This is a genomic window from Aeromonas sp. MR7 (assembly GCF_963899385.1).
GTDB lineage: Bacteria > Pseudomonadota > Gammaproteobacteria > Enterobacterales > Aeromonadaceae > Aeromonas > Aeromonas bestiarum.
In genome coordinates, this window is sequence record NZ_CAWQXH010000001.1 from 1 (window position 1) to 17,291 (window position 17,291).

The window sequence follows — 17,291 nt, forward strand, 5'->3', positions numbered from 1 at the left end:
GGATATCAGTTCCTACCTGATGGATTACTATAACTGGCGGCGTCCACATCAACACAATGATGGGATACCGCCAGCAGAGGCCGAGAATCGGCTTAACTGTGTGTCCGGATTTAGTTGACCACTACACTTGGGACCGACAGCATCAACATCTTCCGACTGCTGCTGCAGTTGATGAACGTGGTGGAGCAGTTGGCCGCAGCGACAGCCAGCCATACCCACGGCAGCAGGCCAATGCCCGGTAACAGCTAGGCCATGACAGGACATGGCCAACAGGCCAAGCAGTTGGCCGGCCAGCTATCCCCCATCATCGTAGTAATCACCCTAACGACGTGGGTATTATGATGTTTCTGACGAATCTGAGGAGAGACTCAGCATGGTAAGATACTGCAATAACGATTAGAGGAATGACCCCTGTGGCTCTGCAAACCATCCTGAGAAAAATCGCAATGAACCTGCTCAATCAGGTTCATTCATCGTCCAGTAATCACATCCACCTATCTCCTAGTACGCGTCTCAGAAAATGTGCAATCTCAATTGGGGATGGCGAGAACCACTTCCAAGTGGATGAAGATGCCCAGATAAGAAGGTGCAACATCACGATTGAGGGGCGAGGCAATCGTCTAATCATTCACAAAGGTTGTAACTTGAGAGGCTTGGTGATCGAGGTGCTAGGGAACAACTGCACCCTAGAGATTGGCAAGAATGTGAAGAATACCGGCCCTGGAAAATTATCATGTCGTGAAGAAGGCACCCGTCTGCTCATTGGTGACAACTCACTTTTAGCCACCGGGATCACGATGCTGACCAGCGATGGCCACGATATCTATGGCACCGCCGGAACACGCATCAACCCAGCGAAAGATATCATCATCGGTACGAAAGTATGGATCGGCCAAGAAGCAATAATATTGAAGGGAGCCCGCATCGAAGATGGCTCTGTTATTGGTGCCCGCTCCATCGTAACTGGCAGAATCGAAACCGCGAGCATCGCTGTTGGTAACCCAGCCAAATCGATCCGCTCGAATGTCACGTGGGATGAGCACCTGACTTACTAGGGCTGGCTATCAAGTTCAGGTGAAGAAGGCCCCACAATGTGGGGCCTTCTTCTATCTGCCTGATAGCGCCTGAGCATGGCCAGGGAATGGCGCCGCATGAAGAGGCCGCCCATCGGGCAGCGCTGCATCATACGTAAAGCCTGATCATGCTCACAGCCTCCTAACGCACGGCGGCGACGCCCACCGCCGCGTCTGCGCCACGGAAACCGCGCTCTTCCGCTCCCGCCTGCACGCCGCACCAATAAAATTTTTTGCAAAAGTAGATTGCCGCAAGACCATGGCCCAGACCGCGCCAGATAAAGGATCTCGGGCGAGGTAAGGATCTGAAAGGATCGAAAGAAATTGCAGGATTTTACAGTTTGAAAGGAGTCTGACTAGCGGCGTCGAAAACGTAAGTCGTTGAATATATTGGGATGGTTGTACTTTTCGTGGGAATTTGAACTATCGGGAAAGGTCCAGTTTGCTGCGAGGGAACAGCTAGAAGGAGTTTTGTTTCAGATAGTTAGGTGTGATGAGCGCTGATCTGATAACTGAAATGTTGAAAGGGGCCGATCAGTCTTGATGCCCTCCCCCCCCCACGATTGTGCGGTCTGTTCCCCCAAACAATGTGGACTCGCACAACCCCTAAAACATTGTTAAAGTGCCAGTCCGCATAAAACTCAACAACCGATAAAACGCGTAAGACTGAAGGCAAAAGCTATGGTGATAACAAAGTCTCTGGTATGCGCAACGATACCTACACTGCTGCTACAAGGAATCAGCTTTGGCGCATGGGCTGAAGGAGAACAAATTTGCTCGTCGAATCAACTCGCGGCCATCAAGACTCGTTTGCCTTCACACACCGAACTGACAGCCAGTGCCTGTAAGACGTTGCCAAACCAGCCAGAAGTAACCTTAATCTCCTACATTTTCCCAGATAATGGGGAGCGCAATGATGATATATCTCTACCCACAAGTCTCTGGCGAGTAGAACTCATTTCTCAGGGAAAAGTAAAACAGCAGTTTGAAGAGCTCATTGAAGAAGATGCCAGTATCCGTATCGGTAGCTCCAGTATATGGCTCGATACAGCTCCCTACCTACTGGCCAAAGGAGAACGAGCCTTTGGGGTGAGACTTGATATCGGCTATGGCCCCTCTTGTGCTGATGGTTATAGATCCAGATTCTTACATCTATTCAGACAACATAATGGAACCCTTCAACGCGTAATGAACGGCGCCCCTATGCTCCACACCTACATCCGAAAAGGCGTGCCTTGCTTGCCAGAGAAAATTGATTTAGAACAAGGAATATCCTACATCCAAGTTCTGCCAAATATGTCGAACGGTCTATACGACCTTAAAGTGGTAACCAAAGCAAAGACTGAGACTCATAATCCGGATGGCTCCTCTCGACCAATCAGTCAAAGAACATTGAGTACCACTCTGCGCTTCAATGGCCATGAATATCCGATTGGAGAATGGAATAACTTACCGAGCAAGGAGTGGTGGAAGTAGTCGACCATCCCCTACCCCACACGGCAAATCCTCGGGTATATACAGAACCCTATAAAAGCCTGCCTTGAGCAGGCTTTGTTGTTTTGACGCTATAGACTCGACACAATCGCTGTCGCCACTCTGTCGCCATTTGACCAAAAACAAAAAGGCCACTATTGCTAGTGGCCTTCGTAAGTCTTTGATTTTAATGGTGCCGAGGCCTCTATCGAATTTAAACGTCAAGCCATTGATTTTAAATGAATAACGTAAAACACAAAAACGTTAATACCCCCAAAAGTACCCCCATGAATGAAATGCTTGTGGACTCCGCAATGCCATGTGCAAGCACGGCATAACCCGCAAGACAGATAAAACCATGCCCAAAATCACGGTTTTAGCCTCGTTTTGCATGAGCACTCCCAAACCACCAGATCGGCGTGACGGAAAGTGAAAGATTTTGAAGGATTCTGAAGGATTCTGAAGGATTAATTCGTCCCCAGTATCCCTAACTCCAACCAGTGCTGGCGCACTCTCAACCCGATCTGTTGCATGAAGGATTATCCACACACAAAGCGCGTGCAGGCGGGCGGGGGCTTCTGCGCGCTCTGGGTGCTGAGGGTGATCGGCAGACGGCACCTCAACTCAGGTCAATTACAGATCGACTCCGAAGAAGCTTTATGTGTTTTTGGACAGCTGAGCTCTATCTGTGCGCCTTCAAGTCATTCTGCTCGTAGTAAAAAAGCCCAGCCAAATGGCCGAGCTTTCAAATTTGGATTATCGGTATGGTTGCACTCAGTTGATGTCAGACAAGCTGGCCAGAGCCGATCGCTTGTTAGCTCGCTCATGCTCTTTAATTTTGTCGACCATCATCTGGGCCAGTCGTGACTCATCCATCCCTGGTGTAGCCGTTACATTCAGCTGATAGAACGGTTGGCTGTTGATGGTTTTACTCGCCCTTGGGGCTAGCTTTGGAGCTTCAACGATACGAGGTCGATTACCAGCCCCATAGGTGTATGCAGATGAGTATGCAGGCACACCAAAGTTACCATTCGGATACCCCAAGGCATCTGCGGCCGGCAGCTTGAATGTTGGAATTTTTTTGGTTTCCAGTACCCCCAGAGATTGGAGTAGCCACTCTATGCCTTTCAGGAAAGCCTTGAGAGGGGTAAGGGCGAAATTAAATGCCTCACCAAGTATGCGGCCAACAAGCTCACCAGCATTCCCAAAACCCTGCAGTATTTCTTTGGAAAACTTGATTGGAGCAAGTAGATCACCGAACCAACCCGTTAGGGCTTTCACACTGCGGCTAATCCCCTCAACCAAAGGAGAGAATGGCTTTAAAGATTCAAATACAGGGGACAACCCAACCAAGATCCCTTTCCAGAGCCCATTAAAAAATGAACTGATTGGCTCCCATAGTTTGACGATAGTAATACCCAATACAGCTAACCCAGCTAGTGGAGCCAATATCGCACCGATAGCTCCAAGCATCCCGCCAAAGGTGACCCCCAGCACCCCGAAAGTCAGTTTCATGATCGCCATTGGACCAAGCAAAGTGGCCAGAACCAGTGATAGCCCACCAAGAGCAGCAGTAACCAGAGAGGTTATCGCAGCAATTCGCATCAGGGTGTTGGACAGTTCAGGATTACGCTTTGACCAGTTACCAAGTCGTTCTGACAGGTTGCCAATAAATTCGATGATGCCTTTGATTTCCGGGCTAATCGCTTCACCAAAATTGACCATGGCGTTGGTGAATGTGCCTGTGGCCGCATCCCATAGGTTACCCAGTGTGCCCAGCTGGGCATTTACCCGTTCCTGCAACGAAGCTTGTGCCTCCATCTTGGCGATGGTCTCGTTATACCCCGCCAAGCCTTTGGTCATCATCAGGGTGAGCACCTGCTGGGTTTCACTGTCGTCACCCCACACCTGATTGAACACGGCCAGCCGCTTCTGTTCGCTCAACTTATTGAGCTTGCCAAGCTGAGCGAACATCTTATCCAGCCCGCCAAAATTGCCCTTACCATCGGTGAAGTCGAGTTTGATGCCATTGCCTTTCAGCAGGTCGTTGGCCTTATCCATATTCTTGGCATTCATGCTGCGTTGGAACGCCTTGCGATAAGCGTTACCTGCTTTTTCACCACCCATGCTTGCCTGGTCAGCCATGACCAGCAGCGGACTAAGTGCCTTGGCGGCATCGAGACCGTCTTTCTTTATCAAGTTCAGGATCGGCGACAAGCTGGCATAGGCCGCCTCTTGGTTGCCTATATCCATCCCCAGGTAGTTTGCCCTCTGGATTACATCCATCAGGCCCATCATGTCCTTTTCGGTTGTTCTGGTGGCATCTTGCAGCTTTGAGGCTGATTGCGCTGCCTGGTCATATGGCATTTTGAGCTGCACACCCAGATAGGCTGTTGCTTCTCCCAAGCCGCCAAGGATGGCCTTGGTAGTCATACCCTGCTTGCTCAGGGTGTTCATCATGTTCTGGAAATCAGCTGTGGTACCCGGCAGCTTATTGCCTAGCTGGGTCGCCAGATTGCTGATCGCTTGAAAGTCTTTATTTACCACTCCGCCTTTGCCCATCATGGTGACTTTGAGATCGACGGCAGCTGTTTCAGCCTTGGCAAACTCGATCACCGGCTTAATGGTGGTCAGGCCCATGGCTGTTCCAGTGGCAAGCGCAGCAACGCCATGTCCTGCCAGCTGGCCGCGCAGTTCCTGGGTCTGCCGGTAGCTGGCCTTGACCTGGTTGAGGCGCTTTTGCTGGTCAGCCAGCTGGCCCAGTTTGGCGCGCTGCTGGTCAAGCTGGCCGTTGGCGGCGGCCAGGTCGGTCTTGAGGCGGCGTTGGTGTTCGCCGAGTTGCCTGGTATTGATGCCGGCTTCGTTCATGGCGCGTTTCAGGCTGCCGTGACGGGCGACCATTTCACGCTCTTGCTGGGAGAGGTCGCGCACCTTCTGCTTGGCCTGTTCCATGGCGCGGGTCATGGCCTTGGTGGGCTGTTCTACGTGGGCGAGCTGTTGGGCCATCTGCTGGGCGTCGCGCTGGGCCTGGGTGAGCTGGGCACGGGTAGCGCCAATTTGGCGGCCCAGGGTGCGATAGCCTTCAATCTGGCCGCTTTGGGTTTCCAGCTCTTTGATGCGATTTTTCGCGTCGACCAGGTCTTTGGCGGTCAGGCGGCTCTGGCCGCTAACAGCTTTGAGGGGGGCGGTGAGCTTGTCTACCGCCCCGAGCAGGATTTGAAGTTTGAGAGAGCTCATTGTTCTTACCCATTGATTTAACTGTTGGTTTTTAACAAGGGGTAACCACGATTTGGAATGCCCCTTGCTCTGTAATGGTTATGGGGACAATCACAACTCACTTAGCTGTTTAGCTCTGTTCAGCATTGCCTCCGGCGACCAGTTATCACGTTTTGCCTGCACTGCAGATTTGGGTTCTTCCGTTTGCTCCATTCGCAAAGCCTGTTTTGCACGAGCACTTCTTTTGGCTGACGGGCTGCCTACCAAATCAAGACGGATCAGATTGCTCGGAGGAATGCGCTTAATCTCTTCCATGACCACCGGGTCCAGTTCCGGGTCCGTATCTCTCCAGATTGGTTCAAGCAACTCAGCCACCAATGACTTAACCATATCGAGCGGGAGAATTTCTGCTGGCTCTATATCGCTCAAGCCGGGGGGAACGACTAAAGAGTTGGTGTCATCTTTCAAGAATGAACCGATGACCACCTTCTGTCTGCCTCTGGACACTAGTCTGGCCAGCATTGGCAAAAGTGGAGTCAGGGCCCCTCGGGCTTCATCCAAGTCGCTGGCGATCAATTCATCCAGATAGGTTTGTGCAAGGGCGGAACGTTCCTTCAGGTGATGACACCACAACGCCTGCCCAGAGCATGAGCGCTCAAATGCACCATCTTCCAACTCTTCGGTAACGACCGCCATGTCAGCCAACTCACTCTCAAGTGACGAGATATGAGTGGAGAGCTGCCGGTACTCTTTTCCAGACGTCTTCCCTTGGGCAATCGCTGTTCGGCGGAGCTCACGCCCTCTCTGGATATCCTGCTTGATCTCATCGATACGTGATGCGCTGATGCAAGTCAGCAACCGATGCTCCCCATCATGCCACCCCATATATTCAAGGTGCGCTTGTTGGGCTGCCTGGACTAAATTTGTGATGTTATGCATTTCCGGTCTCCAAATCGGGTTCAATTCAGCAATCTGTTTCGGTCAGGTGCTTCAGTTCAGCAGTGAGACGATCCATGTTTTCGGCCGTGAAGTTCATCACACCTGGCTGGCCAGTAGATCCCAGGCCAAATTGCTGCGACAAACTCAGCAGCATCTTTTCTTCACGCAGGTGAAGAGGGATTTTTGCCAGCTCGCTGGCATTAGAGGCATATTCACGTAGTTCGCTTTTGGTCATGCCATCCAGGTTATCTAGCAACACGGCCTCCTGTTGCGGGGTAAGCTTGGGCATGGCGGCAAAAATACGACCGCAAATGGCGCCATGATTAAGCGGCTTGCTCATGGTTTTCTCTCCAGTGGTTGATGGTGTTCTTGACGAGGGTTTGGGCGGTTCGGCTAGGCTGCTGTCGCAAGATGTTTTGACCTGAAGCACTTAAGACGACCACCCCTCTGGAGTGTTCGGTAAGGTAGTGCCAAGGGTCTAACCTAGCCTCGGATTGAGCCGGTAGGGCAGCTTTCGCCAGTTCCTTGCGTAAGATCGTAAGTAGCAATCGCGCCTGTTCAGGAGAAAGCGGTCCTGCTATGTGCAATACGCCACACACAGCCTGGCAAATCGTTAACCAGGTCGAGCCGGGCTGGAAGATCCCGCCTCGGTCATGTGTCGTGGTGATTGGCATGATCAGACAGCACTTTCAGCATGGGCGGCTTCAAGCTTCGCCAGATCGATCCCATGTAGCTTTAACGCGGGTTCAATTTCGGCACGAATGAAGCGATACCGGCCATTGCGACCTAGGCGAATTGGGCGCGGTAATTCTCCACGCTCAACCATGCGGTCGATCGTGTCGTAGCGACAGCCGATTAGTACGGTCAGACGCTTACGCTCAATGAACACTTGGTTGGTCATCATGCACTCCTGCTGTTGGTTACTTTATGGAGGTTGCAACGGTTTACGCAGGGAGACGAGCCACCGCCATTGTGTAATGGCGTTACACAATGGCGGTTATGACGGTCTCCGCTATGAGAGATGATGCGGCGGTTTCAAGCGAAATGTGAGCAGCGGCCAGTGTATCCAGGGCGGACACACTGGTGGAGTTGGATATTTCAGCTGGACTGAGGGGAATCACCCCTTAATGGCTATTGGTAATCAGGTCGTTACGGATGAAGGTCAAGCCCAAGTGCTTGGTTAACTTTATGGGTCTTTTTGACTGCTTTTGCGACGGGATAGAGTGCTTGCTGGATCTCTGTGGCAAGAGGCTGTAGCTCCGCCAACGCTGCAATCGCGGCATCTGCTTCGACCTTGGGTTCTATTGCCTTGGGGTCGCGAAGGATCGCCGTAAATGCGACAAGGATGGGGGACAAAATCTCTCTCATTCGACCCTCCATGGCAGTGACGGCCTGCTTGGCCCAGCGTTCGGCCCGTATTGCCATTGCCTCCGCCTGCTCGGCCTGCAGCAAAGAAGCGTCTATGCGTGCCTGAGCCTTGCAGTTGGCTTCCTTTACTCTCTCGGCAGCCTCAGCCAACCGGAGCGCAGTTGCGGCTTCCTGGGTGGCCAGTTCGGCCAGCCGACTCTCTGCGGCCTCAATCTCAGAGGTTCGCAGGATCACCGCCTCCAGTAAGTCCTGACGCTGATCGGCCATGTGTCGAGCACCATACAGTGCAGCAGCCTTCGTCGCGGCCAGTAGCTGCTCCTCGGTGTAGAGCGGAGCGCCCCGCCCCAACAACCCGGTTCGGTGCTCAACCTCTTGCATGGCGATGATCTGGTTGATTTTCCCCATGGTTGGCCCTTTCGGCTTCGTTGCACTAATGAGCGCAGCATGGGCAGACAAAGCACGCTGCTCCGCGTTCCACACTTCCCTCGGTAGTCGCCGCCGACGCGGGCCGATCCTGGCAAGCCCAAAGTCCGCGGACACAATGTGGATCTCGTCCTGCCAAGCTCTCATGGCCTGATTGAACGCGAGACGTTGCAGACCCTTTCGCTCCCCTCGAGCAGCTGAGGCCCGCGCCGCCGCAACCCCAGGATGTACAGCACCGAATGATTCGCCTGGCTGTGGTACCAGGTAAAAGTGGATGTGCCGATGCGGCTCATCAACATGCTCGACTACCGATTTCAGCCTGTCGCCATGCTTTGTTTTCAGATACCCAATCATGGCGTCACGATACCTTGGCCAGAGCTCATCGGGCAGGTTCTCCGGGACACTGACCACGCCAGCCCCTAAACACAGTCCGTCAATCCTCAGCTTACGCCCTCGCGGGTCAACGGCCTGCTCCGCCCATGCCATGGCCTGCTGTACTGCCTCCGATGGCATAACCCCAAACCGTAGGATCGGCGGATTAGGCTCTTTCACATGTGGATGAGCACCGGGTTTACGCTCAGCCTCATCCGCTATCTGCTGGGCTGACAGTACCCGCCCCGTCTTTGTCTTCCCGCCTTGTCGTGCATACCCGTCAATGTGTGCAAACTGACATCCCGCCATACCTGACCTGCCTCCCCCTGCTTGCTCTCATTCCACGCTACCGCAAAAGCGAAAATGAGTGGGCGAAAACTTACGCATAGTGGCCGACTTTGCTTATGCGCTTGAGTCCTTCGTCCTCTTCGGCATAAGCGTCGGCCCTGCGGGGCGCGGGCGCGGCTGGCAACACCAGCATGGGAGGGAAACTGCGAGCCCTAAACACGGCCAGCCAGAGAAAGGATTTGACAAAAAGCATCGCTTTTTGCTATTCGCGCACGCACACATGCATGTGTGATGTAAAAACGATGGGAACAGTGGGAACATGGGAACATTGCCCGCTAACCCTTGCCACTACTGGGTTTCTCTGTTCCCACAATCGCTGGAAGGTGTGGGAACAAAGGGAACAGGGGTTGGGAACATTTCCGACTTGTTCCCACTGTTCCCAATCTGTTCCCACGAAATTCTGTGAGCGTGGGAACATTAGTATCACTTGCTGGATAAGGCTTTGAAGGTCATTTACCTATCTTGTTCCCACTGTTCCCATACTTTTATTAAATTCACCCCTGCGGGCGCACATGCGCGAATAGCATGAGCAGCCACAAAAAGTAAAGGGCCGCACGATGGCGACCCCTTGCTTTCTTCTGGCTGGCTACTCGTCTTCCGGCCCATCGGCCTCATCGGCTAGCACTCTCTCGGTCAGCATGTAGATCCAGACCGTTGCGCCGCCATCCCGCAGGCGGATCTTGCGCTGGGCTCGTTTGCCATCATTCGAGGGCAACAGATAGCCCGCCTCCAAACAAAGCTGGGCCACCCGCTTGGGATCCCGACCTCGGGTGATCTCATTCCAACCGGGAGGCAGCACGATAAAGCTCACGCCATCGGCTTCCTTCTTGCGATAGCCGACCATATTGGCCGGACGATGGTTGGGGTCGAACCAGTCGGCAAAGCGGCTGTGCTGATGCGCCACAACAAAACCGCGCACCTGATCCAGTGTGGCCTTGTCTTCCTTGTTTCCCAAGTGCCCCCGTTCATCCAGCCACGCCTTGAGGCATATCCGCACGGCGCTGGTCGCTTCACCCTGTGGCCAACCGGTGATCCCCAGTTCAGTGGCCAGCTCACCCGCTGCGGCCACTATGGCAAAGCGATTGATAGCCCGCCCAACCTGATTACCGGCCCCCGCGGGGGTCAGCTCGACAGCCAGACGCTTGATCTCCGCCTTCAGGCGTTCCTTGTGTGCGTCCAGCCCTGTTGCCAAGGTCTCGATGTAGGCACGAAATGCGGTGCCGTATTCGCGCTTACAGGCCTCGTTGAGGGCATCGGCAAAGGCTCGCCCATCTGGTTGGTTGTGCAGCACCTCAAACGCACCGTGCTTGCCGGTACTGCTCGGGATCTGGATGGTACGTACCTCCATCCCGGCTTGGGTACGCTTACCCGCTTCGGCGGCGTGATCTTCTAGGGATAGTTCACCCGTGGAGAGGAACAGCAACCGCCATGCCTTGCGCTCTTTCAGCTCACCATCCTGCTTGCTGCGGCCCTTGCCTTGGCCGTTTGCAAGCATGTAGGCCACCTGTCCGGCCTCGCGCCCGTCCAGCTCGCCAAGTTCGTCCAAACACAGTAAGGCATCGTTACGCCGACTGGCGATCCCCTCGATGGCGTTACCGGTCGCCCGCCAGGTGTGACAGTAGCGATCGGGCTGGCCATAGATGCTGGCGGCGGCCTTCATGATGGTGGACTTGCCATCAGTACTCTCGCCCTTGAGGTGGAAACCGCCACCTTCCTGCCCCACCAGTGACAACAGGGGGGCGGCGAAGGCCAGCGACAAGGCGAAGCACAGGCGGGAGTTACCCACGGCCATTGCAGCGATCTGGCGCTGCCAGTCGGCCAGCTCCCCCGAGCAGGTGAAGTCGCTACTCAAATAGCCGGCCGATTGCAGGATCACCTGCTCAGCATCCGGCCCGATTCCCCCACCCGGCAGCACATAGGCTTTGCCGTGCCAGCCGGTACGTTCAACACAGGTCACCCGCCGCTCGGGTTGACTCATCATCAGATAGACCGCCAACTTGTCGAGCTTCTTGAGGTTCACAAATGGCAAGCCACCATTGAGTAAGGACGCCAGCGCCTCCTGGCCACCACGGTGTACCAGCATGCTGACCGGCATCGCCCATTGCCGGGTTCGGCCAGCACGATCCTGCCACTCCAGCAAGCGCCCTTGGCCATACCCCGCCTCATCAGAAGTTTCGGCAACCACCCGAAGCTCAGGGGAAATCAGGATTTCCTCCTGCCTGCCGTTCTGCCCTGAGCCCACCCATTCGTGCACGTAGAGCATACCGTCCCTGATTTCATAGCCCTCGGGCAGTTCCTCACCATCAATTGGTTGATCCTGCTCGCCTTGCACATCTGACACAGAATGCAATGGGATCACCTCGGCTAGCTGCCCTTCCTTCTGGCTGGCGTCTTGCTCCTGGGTCTGTTCAATCTGGCTCATGATGGCTCTCTTGGTCTCTTCAAGCCCATGGGCCTGGTAATAGTCGTTCCAGTCTCCTGCAGTGGGCGGTAGTGCGACCACGGCCCCCACCGCAACGGCGGCTTGCTCGGCCTTGGTCTTACCCGGGTTACCCGTTGTGGTGGCGTCGTTGTCGGCGGCAAGCAATAACCGGCACGGTTGCAAGGGGTCGTCCATCCCCCTCACCACCTGAGCGATGGCCAGCAAGTTACCCGCATCCATGGAGCAATAGACGGTTGCCCCGGTCGCCAGATGCACTGATAGCCCGGTGGCATAGCCCTCGCAAACCGCCACCAGGGCACTACCCGGGATCCGGTGGCAGGCAGCCTGCTTCTGGCCACCGGCAAGGTAGTGCCTCACCCCGTCATGGCGGATCAGCTGTACGTTCACCAGTTCGCCGGTCTCGCTGTAGAGCGGCACCACCAAGGAGCCAGCGGGGAACGTCTCTTCCCCCACCCGGATCAGGGAGCTATTCAACAGCCCACCGGGCCAGCTCAAGCGCTTGTGTGACAGATAATGGGATTGGCCAGGCTTGCAGTCGCGCAGGATATCTGCAGCGCGTCTGGCGGCTTTCTGGCGCTTAATCTGCTGCTGTTGTTGCTCTACATCAGCCTGTGCGCGCTGTTGCTGCTGCAATTGCTCTCGATCTGCTTCTGATATGGCAACATGGGAAATGCCAAGCACCCCCGCCACCAATTCCGCAGCATCCTTCGGCAACTTACCGGTGACACGGCGGATCAGATCCAGCCCGTCACCCGCGCCACACTGGCTACAAATCCAGGTACCGCGCCCGCCCTTGTCATCGAGTCGAAAGCGATCTTTCCCACCACAAGCCGGACAAGGCCCATGCTGCTTACGTGGCGGTACCGTCACCCCCAGATTTGCCAGCAGTTCCGGCCAGTGGCCACAAGCCGCGGCGGTGACATCAGAAACAAACGTTGCCCCGTTCATGCCTCACCCCCAACCAAAACGGTTACCAGCTCGTTGAAAGCCCGCTCGTCTAAACCAGCTTTTAGCTGGCGGGCCTGTTTGGCAGTAACAGCCCCCGCCATGCCGTCGGTGCTGGCAATAAAGTCATCGCGCTGCCGACGGCAGGCAAATGCGCTCAGGCTACCCGCTTGTGAACGCTTGCCAGTCTTGGGGTTGGCCGGGCCAACGAATGAGGGTTGTTGAGCCGCTGGAGCCCATGCGAAATAGGTCATACACCCTCCCTGTGCTTGGCCAGTTCGACGGCCTCAAACTCGGCAAGGACTGGTGCGAGCAGAACACTGAGCACACAAGGCTCGATATGGGACTGATTGCCATTGAGAACCTTGAGCAGGACGGAGGCATAACGATTGATCCGTTCAGCAGGGTCCTCCAGCGGTGTGCCGGTACAGCACGCCTCCAATTCATCAAGCTGGGTCTGCAATGGATGCAGTAGATCGGAGAGCTCCAAATAGAGCATTCTTTCGGTATTGGACTCACAGATGCAGCTCAAAGCAGAAGCGAGCATTGCAGACTCTTCAAACAGTGCCTCAGCCTGAATAACCTGGCGAGTTCGAATGGTGCGTTTCATGCTGCAACCCCCTTGCTCGGGGTGCGGGACAAAAACACCAGGGGTAGACCGGCCAGCGCAGACCGGGCTTGTGTTTCGCTGTTGGCAAAGGCGGAAATGGTGCGGATACGGCGTAGGTCTGCCAAGCGGCAGGTACGGGAATGCTGGATCAAGAAGGTGTAGATCATGGCCTGTACTCTCTCGTGGTTTAGTGAGTCGGCCATGCTGCAAATGGGGATGCGGCATGGCGTCAACTACCTCCACGAGAAGGCGGGCCTTATTCACCCTTGCGGGCTTATTGGGGCCTCTCAACCATACCGCAAAAGCGGATACACTCCCGCCGCGTTGGGCGTGAATGTGAAGTTCATCTGTGCGACAGCCTGGGGTAGTAGCCCAAATGGCAGGCACAAAAAAACCGCTAATTGTCGGTTGCGGGTAACCGCTCGTGGAAGTAGTACTGTTAGGGTTAGTAGCCCCAACAGATAAGATCGTACCGTGTCGGATCGTGTCGCGCAATATCATTTTTCGCCGCCCTCGCGTTCAACCCGGGCAGCCAGCATGGCTGTTAGCCTCATCTTGCGTTCCGCGAAAGGCATATCCGCGTCCAGGAACGTGGCATTACTGCGTTCAAGAAAGGCGACCAACGCCAGTTGATATGCGCTCAGGTGTTTCCGTACCTCGCCTTTCAGGCCGTGTTCGGCCAGCCATGCTTTGCCATCCATCCCAAGCACCAACCGATTGATCATGCCCAGCTCATTGCTGTAATGGTGACCGGCAGTCTCCTTACCCTGACTGGTACGGTGCTGCTGCAGAGCGCGACACATTAGCCCGTGATAGTCCTTGCTGGCGTCCCGTTCGGCTTGCCAATGGGCTTGTGCCGACACTTGCTGTTGCGGGGCAACCTCGGCCAGCCGCCGTTCGCAGTCGATGAAGTAGCGGCGCGCACGGCGGCCCTCAGTGTTTCGCTCGACCATGGCCAACTCCTTGGCCATGTCCAAAGTAAGGGCGTACCCCTTGACTCTCCGCCCCCGCGCTTTGGCGCTATTTCGCTGATAAAGCCGTGCCTCATTTGTATCTGATGAATTTATCGTGCTCAAAATGACTTCATCGAATCTGGCGAAATCAGTCCCTTCAATAAACTCATATTCAGCAATACGGGCTTTAATCCAATGGGAATATTCTTGTCCCGATTTCAAGAAGGCGTGCAGCTCACGAGCATTAATGGTCTGGAGGCGCTCACTACCAACCATATTTTCATGCAGTGGCAACAATTCAGCCATGGCGATCGCAATATCATTAGAATGGATAGTATGAGCAGTGTTGCTTTTGGGCAAGGCTTCGCCCCGAGCGATATGCCCCTGTTGTTTGTTATTCATGGCAATAAAAACCTTAAGCGGTTCCGCTGACTGGCTTAGCAATCAGAATACTGATATTATTGATCAGCGGTAATTGGTGAATGATTGGTTTGGGCTGCTCCTGCTACGGGCGGCCCTTTCTTTTGGCTAACACCCGGATACTAAGCAGCCTTACCCTGGGCATTCATCCAATTCCGTACCTCTTCGGCACGCCAAGCGGTCACACGTTCAGACAGTTTCACCGGCTTAGGTAATTTACCATTAGCAGTCCAGCGCCAGACTGTCACAGTGGCGATCCCCAGCAGTTTGGCCAGTGTACCCACCCGGACAAACCCTTCTGCTGGCAATTCAGATGATGTGTGTAATGACATGGTTTATTGCTCCTTTACGTGTCGTGTCGTTTCTGGAGCAATCAAACCATAGCTCTTTGAGGAAATGGCTGAGTTATAGAAAACTCAGCGGAGTTATGCATAAATCATGAGGATTACTTACCTGACCCCACCTTTTTTTAGCCAATTTATCAGTGTGTTATCATCAATGTCAGGGTCACCAACACCTGGAACCCTGCTAGCAATCTTATTGCGTAGCTCACCAATGCTGCCCTGAAAATCGGTATCATCCAGACCGTATGACCTTAGCAACTCAACAATGAAACCGCACTGTTTACTAGTTACTCGTTCATTGCTAATAGCTGGATTAACATTCATTTGTAATAAATGCATTTTTTCTGAATCAAAAACATTTTCATTCTTACTCATCATTTCACCAGTAGTAATATGATGGTGCATTTTCAACAAATCCTCACGCATCACTCGTATCCTAGACGACATGTTAGGTATTTCTGCTGCGATTAAATCGATACCAAAAGTATCTTCTGGTGACGACTCATCACCAATATAATTTGCAGAGAGAAACCATGATGTATTCTCATCGATTGATTTAGCGTATTGCTCCTGAATGAAGTTGAACTTGCTTATTTTCCAAAATCCAGAAATATCAACAAAGCAGTCCTGTAAATTTACAGCCGGATCCATCAAACGGATAGCCGCACCAAATTTAAACAACTTGGCATTTGAATAAAGAACTTTTGGCGTTACATGTATGGCCCCTTCTTCCGAGACAACCATCGATTTTAAATATTTATTACCATCATATTCATATTCAACATCTCGGCGCTCTTCGTATGTAATAAGATCTTCATTGGAATATACCTCTCCAACAAGATATGTTTCACCATCACTAATGTCTCTATCACGGAACTGAGCATATAGATTGATCGCCCCTACATCAGCCCAGTGATATATATCCTCAACTTCACACCCCAGTAACTTGGCTGCACGTCCAGGACTGCAATATTCTAGTGGTAGCAAGGGTTTATTATTTGACTCAGTTTGTTTGCTGTTTAAAGTTGCCATATTGTTTGCCTTGAATAAGTTACAGGTAAGCCTGACAAGGCTTCCCACTTTTCTCTCCGTCAAGATAGGCCCAGCCAAGCAGTTAACCCGCTCGGTTGAAATTCACTGGTAGCACATTGCTACCTCGTTGCGAATCATAGAAATCAGCCAGCCACTGCAACAGCTTGCGCCGGTCGTCCAGGTATTCAGCCCGGTGATAGGCTGCCCGCACCTTGTTGCGTTCAGAGTGGGCAAGCTGGCGCTCTATCACGTCCGGATCAAAGCCTTCCTCGTTCAAGGTGGTAGAGGCTAATGCCCTGAATCCGTGCGGTGTAGCGATCCCTTTATAACCCATCCGCCCCATTGCATAGCTCAAGGTGTTCTCACTCATGGGATTGGTCAGTTTGCGCTCGCTCGGGAACACCAACTCACAATGGCCTGTCAGCTGGCGCAACTCATCGAGCACGGCCAACGCCTGACGAGAAAGGGGGACAAGGTGCTCGGTCCGCATCTTCATCCGCGCAGCAGGGATCCGCCATTCTGCCCGTTCCATATCGAACTCATCCCAACGTGCAAAACGCACTTCACCAGGGCGGGTCATGGTCAACATCAGCAGATGGAGGGCAAGACGAGTCGCCGGATTAAGTGGCTCGGCCTCCAGACGGCGGAAGAACTCTGACAACTCAGAACGGGGCAAAGCGGGTCTGTGCTCCAGCTTGGTGGCCTTGAGTGCCCCTTTCAGGTCTTGAGCTGGGTTGTAGCTGGCTCGTCCAGTCTGAATGGCGTAGCGCATGACAGCGCCGATCCGCTGTAGGATCCGTCCCGCTGTTTCAGTAACCCCCCGCTTCTCGACCTTGCGCAAAGCATCCAACATCATGGGCGCGGTCAGCTCGGCAACGGGCACAACCCCAAGATCGGGGAAAACATCCACCTCAAGCGACTTGAGCACCCTGGCTGCATGAACAGGCGTCCAGCGAGCGAGCTGGCTTTGGTGCCACTCTCGCGCCAGTGCTTCAAAGTTGTTCTCGCTGGCCAGCTTGTTAGCGATCTTGCTCTGTTTCTTGACGAGACCCGGATCCACCCCTTCAGCAAGTTGCCGACGAGCATCATCCCGTTTCGCCCTTGCCTCTTTCAGTGACACCTCGGGATAGACACCCAAGGCGAGCGTCTTCTCTTTGCCGCCGTGGCGATACTTGAGCCGCCAATACTTGCCAGACTGGTTGACCAACAAGAACAATCCTTTCTCATCGGATAGCTTCTGCTGCTTACCATTGAACTTAGCCTGCCGGGCAGTGATATCAGATAGGGGCATATGGGGGTATCTCCCGTGTTTGCTTGGGGGTACTTGCACAC

15 protein-coding genes and 1 pseudogene are annotated in these 17,291 nt (G+C 53.8%); 3 read left to right on the top strand and 13 right to left on the bottom strand.

Annotated features, from left to right (window positions below):
• Positions 1 to 126 precede the first annotated feature (126 nt).
• The 3 genes and pseudogenes from AACW87_RS00005 to AACW87_RS00015 all read left to right on the top strand — a co-directional run.
• Positions 127 to 342 (top strand): annotated as a pseudogene (locus AACW87_RS00005) (hypothetical protein); the annotation flags it as partial.
• A 71-nt stretch (positions 343 to 413) separates the two neighbouring features.
• Complete coding sequence (locus AACW87_RS00010; protein WP_241326224.1) at positions 414 to 1,055, top strand: acyltransferase; 642 nt, start codon at positions 414 to 416, stop codon at positions 1,053 to 1,055.
• Between the two features lie 699 nt (positions 1,056 to 1,754).
• A complete protein-coding gene (locus AACW87_RS00015) occupies positions 1,755 to 2,549 on the top strand; it encodes a hypothetical protein (RefSeq protein WP_241326225.1) in 795 nt (264 codons plus the stop codon).
• Positions 2,550 to 3,320: 771 nt separating this feature from the next.
• Here the strand turns inward: AACW87_RS00015 and AACW87_RS00020 are convergent.
• The 13 genes from AACW87_RS00020 to AACW87_RS00080 all read right to left on the bottom strand — a co-directional run bounded on the left by AACW87_RS00020 (position 3,321) and on the right by AACW87_RS00080 (position 17,250).
• On the bottom strand, positions 3,321 to 5,783 hold the full coding sequence (locus tag AACW87_RS00020) for a phage tail tape measure protein (RefSeq protein ID WP_241326226.1): 2,463 nt from the start codon (positions 5,781 to 5,783) through the stop codon (positions 3,321 to 3,323).
• Between the two features lie 90 nt (positions 5,784 to 5,873).
• Entirely contained in the window at positions 5,874 to 6,701 is an 828-nt protein-coding gene (locus tag AACW87_RS00025; RefSeq protein WP_241326227.1) for a hypothetical protein, read from the bottom strand.
• Positions 6,702 to 6,726: 25 nt separating this feature from the next.
• The gene (locus tag AACW87_RS00030; protein ID WP_106551752.1) at positions 6,727 to 7,041 is read right to left on the bottom strand and encodes a hypothetical protein; all 315 of its coding nucleotides are present in this window, start codon (positions 7,039 to 7,041) and stop codon (positions 6,727 to 6,729) included.
• A gap of 336 nt (positions 7,042 to 7,377) precedes the next feature.
• Entirely contained in the window at positions 7,378 to 7,602 is a 225-nt protein-coding gene (locus AACW87_RS00035) for a helix-turn-helix transcriptional regulator (protein ID WP_106551751.1), read from the bottom strand.
• 248 nt (positions 7,603 to 7,850) lie between these two features.
• Positions 7,851 to 8,846 carry a hypothetical protein gene (locus AACW87_RS00040; RefSeq protein ID WP_241326228.1) on the bottom strand — a complete coding sequence of 332 codons (996 nt, stop codon included), beginning with the start codon at positions 8,844 to 8,846 and terminating at the stop codon, positions 7,851 to 7,853.
• Positions 8,847 to 9,798: 952 nt separating this feature from the next.
• Complete coding sequence (locus tag AACW87_RS00045) at positions 9,799 to 12,603, bottom strand: DUF927 domain-containing protein (RefSeq protein WP_241326229.1); 2,805 nt, start codon at positions 12,601 to 12,603, stop codon at positions 9,799 to 9,801.
• Positions 12,600 to 12,854 carry a hypothetical protein gene (locus AACW87_RS00050; RefSeq protein ID WP_241326230.1) on the bottom strand — a complete coding sequence of 85 codons (255 nt, stop codon included), beginning with the start codon at positions 12,852 to 12,854 and terminating at the stop codon, positions 12,600 to 12,602. Before AACW87_RS00050 ends, AACW87_RS00045 begins: the two co-directional genes overlap by 4 nt.
• Positions 12,851 to 13,210 carry a hypothetical protein gene (locus AACW87_RS00055; RefSeq protein ID WP_241326231.1) on the bottom strand — a complete coding sequence of 120 codons (360 nt, stop codon included), beginning with the start codon at positions 13,208 to 13,210 and terminating at the stop codon, positions 12,851 to 12,853. Before AACW87_RS00055 ends, AACW87_RS00050 begins: the two co-directional genes overlap by 4 nt.
• Positions 13,207 to 13,377: a hypothetical protein gene (locus AACW87_RS00060; protein ID WP_162096738.1), complete on the bottom strand. Its 171-nt coding sequence runs from the start codon at positions 13,375 to 13,377 to the stop codon at positions 13,207 to 13,209. Before AACW87_RS00060 ends, AACW87_RS00055 begins: the two co-directional genes overlap by 4 nt.
• 330 nt (positions 13,378 to 13,707) lie before the next feature.
• Positions 13,708 to 14,565: an antA/AntB antirepressor family protein gene (locus AACW87_RS00065; protein ID WP_241326232.1), complete on the bottom strand. Its 858-nt coding sequence runs from the start codon at positions 14,563 to 14,565 to the stop codon at positions 13,708 to 13,710.
• Positions 14,566 to 14,705: 140 nt separating this feature from the next.
• Complete coding sequence (locus AACW87_RS00070; RefSeq protein ID WP_241326233.1) at positions 14,706 to 14,915, bottom strand: helix-turn-helix transcriptional regulator; 210 nt, start codon at positions 14,913 to 14,915, stop codon at positions 14,706 to 14,708.
• A gap of 117 nt (positions 14,916 to 15,032) precedes the next feature.
• Entirely contained in the window at positions 15,033 to 15,959 is a 927-nt protein-coding gene (locus AACW87_RS00075; RefSeq protein ID WP_241326234.1) for a hypothetical protein, read from the bottom strand.
• 82 nt (positions 15,960 to 16,041) lie between these two features.
• A complete protein-coding gene (locus AACW87_RS00080; RefSeq protein WP_241326235.1) occupies positions 16,042 to 17,250 on the bottom strand; it encodes a tyrosine-type recombinase/integrase in 1,209 nt (402 codons plus the stop codon).
• Positions 17,251 to 17,291: the final 41 nt, after the last annotated feature.

What these genes read in the sequence shown, in the direction of transcription:
- AACW87_RS00015 (WP_241326225.1), top strand. Translation starts at nt 1,755, where the DNA reads ATGGTGATAACAAAGTCTCTGGTATGCGCAACGATACCTACACTGCTG.
- AACW87_RS00020 (WP_241326226.1), bottom strand. Translation starts at nt 5,783, where the DNA reads ATGAGCTCTCTCAAACTTCAAATCCTGCTCGGGGCGGTAGACAAGCTC.
- AACW87_RS00025 (WP_241326227.1), bottom strand. Translation starts at nt 6,701, where the DNA reads ATGCATAACATCACAAATTTAGTCCAGGCAGCCCAACAAGCGCACCTT.
- AACW87_RS00030 (WP_106551752.1), bottom strand. Translation starts at nt 7,041, where the DNA reads ATGAGCAAGCCGCTTAATCATGGCGCCATTTGCGGTCGTATTTTTGCC.
- AACW87_RS00035 (WP_106551751.1), bottom strand. Translation starts at nt 7,602, where the DNA reads ATGACCAACCAAGTGTTCATTGAGCGTAAGCGTCTGACCGTACTAATC.
- AACW87_RS00040 (WP_241326228.1), bottom strand. Translation starts at nt 8,846, where the DNA reads ATGATTGGGTATCTGAAAACAAAGCATGGCGACAGGCTGAAATCGGTA.
- AACW87_RS00045 (WP_241326229.1), bottom strand. Translation starts at nt 12,603, where the DNA reads ATGAACGGGGCAACGTTTGTTTCTGATGTCACCGCCGCGGCTTGTGGC.
- AACW87_RS00050 (WP_241326230.1), bottom strand. Translation starts at nt 12,854, where the DNA reads ATGACCTATTTCGCATGGGCTCCAGCGGCTCAACAACCCTCATTCGTT.
- AACW87_RS00055 (WP_241326231.1), bottom strand. Translation starts at nt 13,210, where the DNA reads ATGAAACGCACCATTCGAACTCGCCAGGTTATTCAGGCTGAGGCACTG.
- AACW87_RS00060 (WP_162096738.1), bottom strand. Translation starts at nt 13,377, where the DNA reads ATGATCTACACCTTCTTGATCCAGCATTCCCGTACCTGCCGCTTGGCA.
- AACW87_RS00065 (WP_241326232.1), bottom strand. Translation starts at nt 14,565, where the DNA reads ATGAATAACAAACAACAGGGGCATATCGCTCGGGGCGAAGCCTTGCCC.
- AACW87_RS00070 (WP_241326233.1), bottom strand. Translation starts at nt 14,915, where the DNA reads ATGTCATTACACACATCATCTGAATTGCCAGCAGAAGGGTTTGTCCGG.
- AACW87_RS00075 (WP_241326234.1), bottom strand. Translation starts at nt 15,959, where the DNA reads ATGGCAACTTTAAACAGCAAACAAACTGAGTCAAATAATAAACCCTTG.
- AACW87_RS00080 (WP_241326235.1), bottom strand. Translation starts at nt 17,250, where the DNA reads ATGCCCCTATCTGATATCACTGCCCGGCAGGCTAAGTTCAATGGTAAG.